The organism is Vibrio jasicida CAIM 1864 = LMG 25398 (assembly GCF_000400365.1).
Taxonomy (GTDB): Bacteria; Pseudomonadota; Gammaproteobacteria; order Enterobacterales; family Vibrionaceae; genus Vibrio; species Vibrio jasicida.
The window spans coordinates 25,039-32,928 of the sequence record NZ_BAOG01000067.1 but is presented as its reverse complement, the minus strand read 5'-3'; the positions used below and the strand labels follow the sequence as shown (position 1 = coordinate 32,928).

Genomic DNA, 7,890 nt, shown 5'->3' with positions numbered 1-7,890 from the left:
TTCGCTTCATCAATGGAGTGAAAGAAATGGAGACTCATCAACAAGCTACTGCATGATCTTCCATACACCACATTTGACAATAGCTCGTGAGTTTATGGTGATCCCCGTAGGTACTTTCTTATATAAGGTAGATAAGATAATAAGGAAGGTTGATGACGTTACGAAAGGCCATTTTACAACTTCGGAAATAGATATAGTGTTAACGGCCACAGTTATTGATTAAGCCGTGAAATCACATACTGAATATAAAGAGCGGCATGCAATAAATTACTATACAGGCTGCTGAGAGTATAAAGTTGTTAGTATGGATATGAAGTTCAATAATGCGAGTTTGGCTAACAAATAAATTTGACCTAGCTTTATCTTCATCACCCCAACTGTATCTATCATTTGTTGACTGATTTTCCAAGTAATCACCCACCAACTTGGACATCTTTTCAAGTTTGGTTAATGGATTGCCAAACAGGACGTTTAAGGGAGTGATTTTCGCTTCTAAAGAATATTCCATTAAACGTTTAGAGTATTCGAGTACGCCTAATTTCTCGATAGTATCCAATTGTATCCCTCGCTGGTAAAGCTCTCTTGTATATTATAGACACTTAATGCACTGAGCTGCTTATAAAAATGTTCAAAAACGAGCCTTTATGTTAAACCAATCTCTTTAAAGCCCTAGTATAATTTAGGCTCTGATGAGTCATTACGATATCATTGGAACCACCTGACTCCTACAGCGCTACACCAATTAACACTTATTGAGCTGTTACTACCTGTCTGGTCGGAAGTTCTATGCGGTCATGTCTCATCACGAAGTTCTCCCTATCATCGCAGATGCTCAGTTCCCCGACCTTGTTCATGCGCATCAGCCTTATACACACTGGAGGAATTGCATTTCCCTTATTTCCCTATTTTAATCACACTTTTCAAACAAAGTTCAGCAGCTTCTTCAACGGTTAAACCACATTCAAACTCACGAAAAATATAGTTTTTGTCATTTCGTGATACTTCATTGAACTGTCCCTCAAAGCGGGATGCTTTATAAATAATTGATATGAAACTATGTTAGGCATGAGAGCTCAAAGTGTGTACTGTACAAACAAGTACTAATTGGCAAATTTGCCTCGTAAAAGTTATTCATTAATCGCTAATTGTTAGAGTCCCTGAAACACATTTATGTCCAAAGCCTTCACAGACTAAGCTTTTACCTGTATCTGATCACCAAGCTAGAACACTTGAGTGTTACCTAGTTGAGTTTATAACTGGCTATCTTTCTCGATGTACCAGTGAAACTATCTGAAATCTCAATACGCATCATATTAATGTTCATGTCTGGCGCTGACTTTTTCAGGCGCGATATGTCGCTAGCAATGCGTTTACAGCCGAGAAATAAGATGCCATCGAGTGGTGTGATGATCTCTCCGGTTTTAAGGCAATCAATGAGTGATGCAGAAGGTAATGGCCTGGTCAGGCCATCGACGTAACGCGTGGCCACAAACTGATTCGTGTAGTGGATTTCTCTTGGCAGCATTTGCTCAATTTTAGCATACACCATGCCGCTTTGCTTGCCGTTGATAACGCGACTTTCTTTATAGACGTTGACTTCTTCACCGATGGCCGCCATGGCTTGGGGAGCCCGGGTGATGAGCAAACGAAATGGCAGATCTTCACTGGTGATGTAATCGACAAGGTTAAATGCCAGTCTCGCTCGCGCCATTTCACCAAGAGATCCCTCACGGCAAATTTGTGACACCTGCTGCCACTGCTGGGCCAGCTGAGCGCTTTCTTTATCGCTTTTGATTTTAATATGTTGAATGTCATAGTGAATTTTTTCTGTCATTGGGGATTTTAACCTTAAGGTATTTTGTCGAACGGTAGCTCAATAATCTGTTTTTAATAACATTAAAACAGTTATCCACAAAATTGGGGAGTAAGCTGTGTGAAGATGACTCGAAACTTTAAGTGCTCAATTTGCAACTGCATGCATAAATGCGCAAGATGATGGTAATTTAACCATATCTGAAAAGGAGGCTTAGATGTTAGCGTTTCTAAAAAGATGGCGTCAGGCCTATCTAGAAGACAAAGGTAACCGTCTGTATGCTGAGGTTGAGGAGTCACTTGATATTTATAATGTTCTTGAACCTGAAAAGTGTTATCACGTGTGCCCCAGGCTAAGGAAAAGGATGTAACCAGAGCTTACACAGGTACAGAGTGTATGACGAAAGGCTACTATTATTAGTAGCCTTTCATTTTTTGCTAGAGCTTCTTGGATACTTGCTCTCTCATAAACTCCAATCCTCTTTGGGTTGTTTGATTTACTTTTTCCATTGCACTGTCCATTGATACACCATTTACACGATAGCTAGCCTAGCCCTGTATCCCAAACCATATTGCTGGCACGATTACGTAAAAGACGATCATCACAAATTTCAAGATAGAATCATCCATGTAGTTGAGCGATCCCGTCCGTGGGTTAAAGTTCTCATGCATCTCATACACGGACTCCAACAGCTTGCTATCTAAGTTGCGGCAAAACTCCCACCAACTGCAGTCCCATATACGAAAGCGACAAGGACATTAGCGTCATCATGGTGAGCATCGACTGCAGCATAGGCATCGCCTCTCGAACAATGAAATACGCCGATCCTGTGAGCAGGTGACCTGCTTCAACGCCAACCCATCCTGTTACGCCATTCCACACCTCTCTGACTTGGTGATCGAGCGTTTTATCGAGAACCTGACCATAACCACGCATGATGCGACCGCTGGTTGATTGAGTTTCCACGCTCAATGCTGGCTATACCAACATATTGGCTTTGTCTTCTGGTGTGGTTTCCGCGCCTATGATTTGAGAAAAGAAGCCGTCATAATCGAGCTCGTCATGGACCAGTTGTGGGTTGTTTTCTTCGATACCGTAGAATAAACGCCACAGTAAGCCAGCACGCAGCCAGTAACTGCTGTCCCAACATTCATCACACATTGGATAGACAGCGCTGGTATAAACCGCGGTTCGGCGATATTTCAGTTGAACCGGATCGTCGCGCTCAGAATTGTAGGGGAAGTTAAACACAATGTGCTCGGCTTGTAAGTCGTCATAGGTGGTGCGCGGTGCTTGGCTATTGCGACTGAGAAAATAATCGCAGCCAATCCAGTTGGCGCCGTAAAAATCGTCTTAGTCGACTTTTTTACGGGCGGCGGATTTCATTGCTAAGCGCGTACGGGTAAAGCACTGCTCGTAAAAGTCCTGCGTCTCTTTTCTAAGCTGCTCACTTATGATGTCAATTTCACGCTCAAGACGCTTGATGGCCTCATCAATGTCGCGTTGCGCGGTCTCATGTTGGGCAATTCTGACCTCATATTTTCCGGTCAGCTGGGCCGGCGGACATACAAGGCTTTTTCGAACGCGTGAGAGCGTGTGGTCAGCGCTTTACTGTGTCTCCATGCCTGAGCACCGTACGCTTTGTCGGTATTCATCTCTCCCATCATGTCCTGGAAGCCATCGGTGATGCCGGTTTCAATAGCGTTCTAACTCGGTCCTACCATCGCCGCAGACGCCATCAACGTCACGATAGAAAGTAAAGGACTCTTCATGGCTTTTATCTCCAAAGTGAGCAATCAGTTGGCAACCTTTGTACATCCACCACGCCGCCAAGACGTAGGTATCGTGCTGTATGGTTGGCGACAAAATTTGCCAAGCTGTGTATTGCCAAAGCGCTTCGCTGGCTTCGCCATAGCTCATCACAACAAAATCAGGGAGTCGATGTTGGGGGTGAAGCTGCACCCGACAGGCGTACAGGTCATCCACACGCACGCTCCAATTACTTGATAATCTAAGCACTCTGGGCAAGTGGTGATGACAGACTCGGCACTGACTCCTATACTTAATTGTAGAGTGAGCGCCAATAACGTTACGTGGGGACGATGTTTAACGAAGTGCATCCTGCCCCTCCCCACGATAGTTAAGGCGCGCTTGCTCAATTTCCTCAGTCTTCATCAAGGCGTAGTGAGCTTCAAAACGACACTGTTATTCCGGAGCGCGGAAGCGGTACTGCCCCCCTGATGGTCTGGTGAAAGAAGTGGTGTACTCCATTGCCAGAGAATACACGCTGAAAAGCTTGTTGAAAGAATACAAATAATCAGGCCCAGCCTATCAGCAGCAGGTACATAAGATTCTCCGCTCATCTTACAGTAATCATTACCGACGCATGTTACCCAAGATCCTGAAGGCACTCACCTTTTACTCTGATAACGCTCAACATAGCCCAGTGCTGCAACCTAAATGGCAAGATATTGTCATCGAAGACAACAGACTGGCGGCATAGCCGCCTGATCGAGCTACGCTCGAAAGCAAAGAGACTTAACCTTAACAGTGTACGGACAATTCTGCATTATCCTAGTGGTCATGCATTTGCGAGCACTCAGACAACTTTTCTCTCGGAATAGCACCTGGGCTATCTACCTCAGTAAACACAACTCTGAAATCAGAGATATCGTTGTCGTCACCCGAATGATGACTTGTGGCTCAGCGAGCATGGGGGCACGCCTCTATAAGTGCAAAAACTCTGGCTGTACCTACACCAAATACCTCAATCAAAGCTGTAAGTCTCGTGCTTGCAGCAGTTGTGGTGTCAAATCCACCGAAAGGTGGATACGCCAACAGCAGCATGTGCTGCCAGATTTCGAATGGCAACACATCACCTTCACCATGTAAGTACTCTCAGGCCTATCTTTCGTAATAATCGCTGACTGCTTAATCGATTATTCAAATGCACGGTCGACATTTTAACGACTTGGGCGAAACGGCAAGGCTTAGAAATAGGTGTTTTCTGTGCGCTTCATACCTACGGCCGCAGCTCAATTGGAATTGCCATGTTCATGCTTCAGCAACACCGGGAGGAATTTGCCAACGAACAGGACTGTGGAAGCCAATTTATTATGTTGGCGAGCTGCGATCACGTAGCTCTTAAGCGCGCATTACCCAGATGCTTGATTTAAGTGCAGCTGATTGCCCGTTCATACGTCATGAAAAGGATTGATTCGCCTTTCAACGTAGTCAATATCGTCGTCGTTGGAAACTGCATTTTGGTAAGAAAACGGACCAACAGCATAAGACTGTCAATTACCCAGGTCGTTATTTTAAGCGACCTCCAATTTCAGCCTCTCGCTTGCACCACTACAGCAAAGGCGGTCAGCTGACATTTGAATACCTTAACCATCGTACTGGGGAAAAGGAAATGCTGCCAAAAGTCTACGATGCGTTAGAGATGGAAAGCAAGGACACACCAGCGCTGCCTTGCTATGCCAGCATGCTAAAGAAATACGCTAAGGTTGATCCGTACGAATGTCTACTCTGCAGAGACTGGTTAGAGTTTGTCAGTTTTAGAGTGGGAGAAAGCCGCGAAGAATTGATAAGACAGACGGTTTTGGAAGGCCAATTGAGGTCAGCTTAGCTCCCTCCTGTGGATAAGTTTATCTGCAATTTGGGCAACATTCCCGCAACACTACCTATCCCACTTAGATATATCACTATCACAACTGATTGAATGACCTTTGAGTTTCCTTACCTTTCAAGGCATCAGATGACAACCTAAATTCCTTAAGAATTTTACGTTATCGTAAGCCGCTTTTACTATCATTATTAGAATCTTTATGCTGATGACATCTAAATACACTGACTAAGTAGAGATAAGCTTCATAACGAAATTCTACTTAGTCAGATTTTAATGACGTAATTGCACACAGTTTTCAAATCTGAGGTTCTTTATTCAGCTCTATCAGTTGCACTTATTGTGACAACGTCACTTATTCGGAGCTGTGCGACGAATATCAGAATGCGCTCACGCAGTGAGCAAGAAACATCCTTACAGCATACTCAGAACCTTTTTGTATGTCAGTTTGCCTCCGGCACAAAAATTGCCCCTCGTCTTGCTAGAATGCGCGAGCGTAGCGAGTAAGATTATTCACGGAATTATACGTGTATATGCTGTGGCTACCTGTCGTATGACAAAAGAACCTTCCAGCGCAGCCAGCTATTACTACGCTACTCAAATTTTAATATCTGTAATTAAAGCTGGCTGTGGGGCCCGTCAAAAGCATTCTTCTGAGTTAGGAATATCACTGCTGTGTGATGCTTTTGATGGGAGGTTTCATTTAAGCGGAGCGATTTTTTGCTTAAATATTTATCTATATATTTATAATTAATACAAAGTCTTAATACGGAGTTCTACAAAGCACGCCCTCTATATTAGGTATATTCTAAGGAGAATTTTTAAGGATAGAATGTAAGGGTATCTTTTGTGTGAATAATAATTTGGGGTCTTGAGCGGTGGTTATCCTAATGAGAAGAGGGTGGGGTGAGGTAAGAACGAAAGAAAAAGCCGGTGCGTGAGATGGGGGAATGTGACAGAAATCACACTCAGTTATCAACAGATGTGAGAAGTCCTCCGCTTGCGCGGATTAAATCAAAGTAATTAGTGTGGGTTGGGATGAAGAGGAAGATACGCTTCGAACACTCGACCTGTAGACTCAGCAATACTCTCAAATTTGTTAGCGTTCAAGAATATCTGTCTGACACCATTAGCGATTTCACGAAAGCTTACCCACGTATGACGTAGACCTTCTTTCATCTGACGCTTACGTGTAGCAACTATGGATTCAGCAACATTACTGTAGCGAACAACTTTAAGATCACTAAAGAAACGCTCAGAGAACTGCTTGTAAGCTGGAGCACTGCGAACAGCACCCTCACCATCCTCCATTCGGATGTTGATCGCTTCAGAGTGAAAGTAACCCGCTTGTTTTAGGTACTTAATTGCTTTACCAAATGACTTCGGCGCAATGTACTCACCAAACCGCAAGGCATAATCTTCTTGAAGTTGATAATAGCTCAGTGTTTTCATGCCAGCTTCGGTTGGCTTACCGACACGACCACTTATCATGTCAGTGTTACTTAACAGACACGCTAAGACTTTAGCAACTAGCTCGCGAGCTTGGCGGTTGCGCATTTCAGATACCCAGATATCTAAAGCAGGGAAGCGGCTTGGGTTATCGATAAACTCTTCGCAACCTTTAAGAATTGTTGCGAACTCAAGGGGGAGGTTTATGACTTTCGGCTTTTTCTTATCGCGTAATACACGACGCTTTGTAAAGCCAATTTCCAAGTTAGTGTATGCCTTGCCCTTCGCTTTAAGTCGCGCTTTCTCTGCTGCCACCGCGTTATGGTGGATCTCTATACATTCACGAACTCGTGCTTTGCGATTAGCACGATAGATAGCGTTGGATTCTTTTCTGAGCTTACGCGCATGTTCATCCTTCGCATCTAGCGCTGGAATGGGAGTGACTTGGCTGAGTGATTCAAAGGACTGCATAGCACACCCCGACAGAACTCAAGCACGAACGTAATGGAGTTACACCATTGACGATATAAACGCTTGAACTGAGAGTATGCTGTGATAGATCGCACCGAGGGCGCGTTAAATTAAACTGTGTCATATTTTGATTTCCGTAGTTGAAGTCTAATCGGGTGGTAAGTCCGAGTAGTTGTCATAAATGTATAGCGAAAACCGAGAAAGATCAACGATCAACTTCAAGATCTTCAGATACAAAAAAGCCAGACCCTACGGAAGATCTGGCTTCGTTGCTGAATGTTATATACCAAGGTACCACCCTCAGCCACTCAATTGTCCTTAATACACTGCGTAAAACTCTACGCAGGTAGCGTGCTATGCAATGCACTCTGGACACTTAGGATTATAGTAGAACGTATTTTTAAAAACAACCGTACAACCTCAAAAAGTCAACTTCTCATCATTAAAACCATAAGTGCAACTTGTTTCATATTGACAGCTTATTTATGAGCTACTACTTCTCAGTTTTATAGGCACTAAATTGCAATGT

The 7,890-nt window shown here is 43.8% G+C and carries 7 protein-coding genes and 3 pseudogenes; 3 read left to right on the top strand and 7 right to left on the bottom strand.

Features of this window, described 5'->3' with window-relative positions:
• Positions 1–223, top strand: a pseudogene (locus VJL_RS30015) (hypothetical protein); the annotation flags it as partial.
• A 9-nt stretch (positions 224–232) separates the two neighbouring features.
• Here VJL_RS30015 and VJL_RS29530 read toward each other — a convergent pair.
• The 6 genes and pseudogenes from VJL_RS29530 to VJL_RS19025 all read right to left on the bottom strand — a co-directional run bounded on the left by VJL_RS29530 (position 233) and on the right by VJL_RS19025 (position 3,799).
• Positions 233–556, bottom strand: a complete 324-nt coding sequence (locus VJL_RS29530) for a hypothetical protein (RefSeq protein ID WP_038880473.1) — start codon at positions 554–556, stop codon at positions 233–235.
• Between the two features lie 91 nt (positions 557–647).
• A pseudogene (locus tag VJL_RS30010) lies at positions 648–1,007 on the bottom strand (regulator).
• A gap of 233 nt (positions 1,008–1,240) precedes the next feature.
• The gene (locus VJL_RS19035) at positions 1,241–1,834 is read right to left on the bottom strand and encodes a hypothetical protein (protein ID WP_038880471.1); all 594 of its coding nucleotides are present in this window, start codon (positions 1,832–1,834) and stop codon (positions 1,241–1,243) included.
• 675 nt (positions 1,835–2,509) lie between these two features.
• A complete protein-coding gene (locus tag VJL_RS29820; RefSeq protein WP_193788562.1) occupies positions 2,510–2,785 on the bottom strand; it encodes a hypothetical protein in 276 nt (91 codons plus the stop codon).
• Positions 2,786–2,791: 6 nt separating this feature from the next.
• Positions 2,792–3,064: a hypothetical protein gene (locus tag VJL_RS29815; RefSeq protein WP_050568867.1), complete on the bottom strand. Its 273-nt coding sequence runs from the start codon at positions 3,062–3,064 to the stop codon at positions 2,792–2,794.
• A gap of 444 nt (positions 3,065–3,508) precedes the next feature.
• On the bottom strand, positions 3,509–3,799 hold the full coding sequence (locus tag VJL_RS19025; protein WP_038880469.1) for a hypothetical protein: 291 nt from the start codon (positions 3,797–3,799) through the stop codon (positions 3,509–3,511).
• 597 nt (positions 3,800–4,396) lie between these two features.
• On the opposite strand from VJL_RS19025, the pseudogene VJL_RS28085 reads away from it, so the two are divergent.
• Positions 4,397–5,444, top strand: a pseudogene (locus VJL_RS28085) (IS91 family transposase).
• A gap of 550 nt (positions 5,445–5,994) precedes the next feature.
• The gene (locus VJL_RS29140) at positions 5,995–6,195 is read left to right on the top strand and encodes a hypothetical protein (protein WP_152436665.1); all 201 of its coding nucleotides are present in this window, start codon (positions 5,995–5,997) and stop codon (positions 6,193–6,195) included.
• 269 nt (positions 6,196–6,464) lie between these two features.
• Here the strand turns inward: VJL_RS29140 and VJL_RS19015 are convergent, their stop codons facing one another.
• Positions 6,465–7,361: a hypothetical protein gene (locus VJL_RS19015; RefSeq protein WP_038880465.1), complete on the bottom strand. Its 897-nt coding sequence runs from the start codon at positions 7,359–7,361 to the stop codon at positions 6,465–6,467.
• Positions 7,362–7,890: the final 529 nt, after the last annotated feature.

Excerpts from the sequence above, each read along its gene's own strand:
- VJL_RS19035 (WP_038880471.1), bottom strand. The coding sequence starts at position 1,834 with ATGACAGAAAAAATTCACTATGACATTCAACATATTAAAATCAAAAGC.
- VJL_RS29140 (WP_152436665.1), top strand. The coding sequence starts at position 5,995 with ATGACAAAAGAACCTTCCAGCGCAGCCAGCTATTACTACGCTACTCAA.
- VJL_RS19015 (WP_038880465.1), bottom strand. The coding sequence starts at position 7,361 with ATGCAGTCCTTTGAATCACTCAGCCAAGTCACTCCCATTCCAGCGCTA.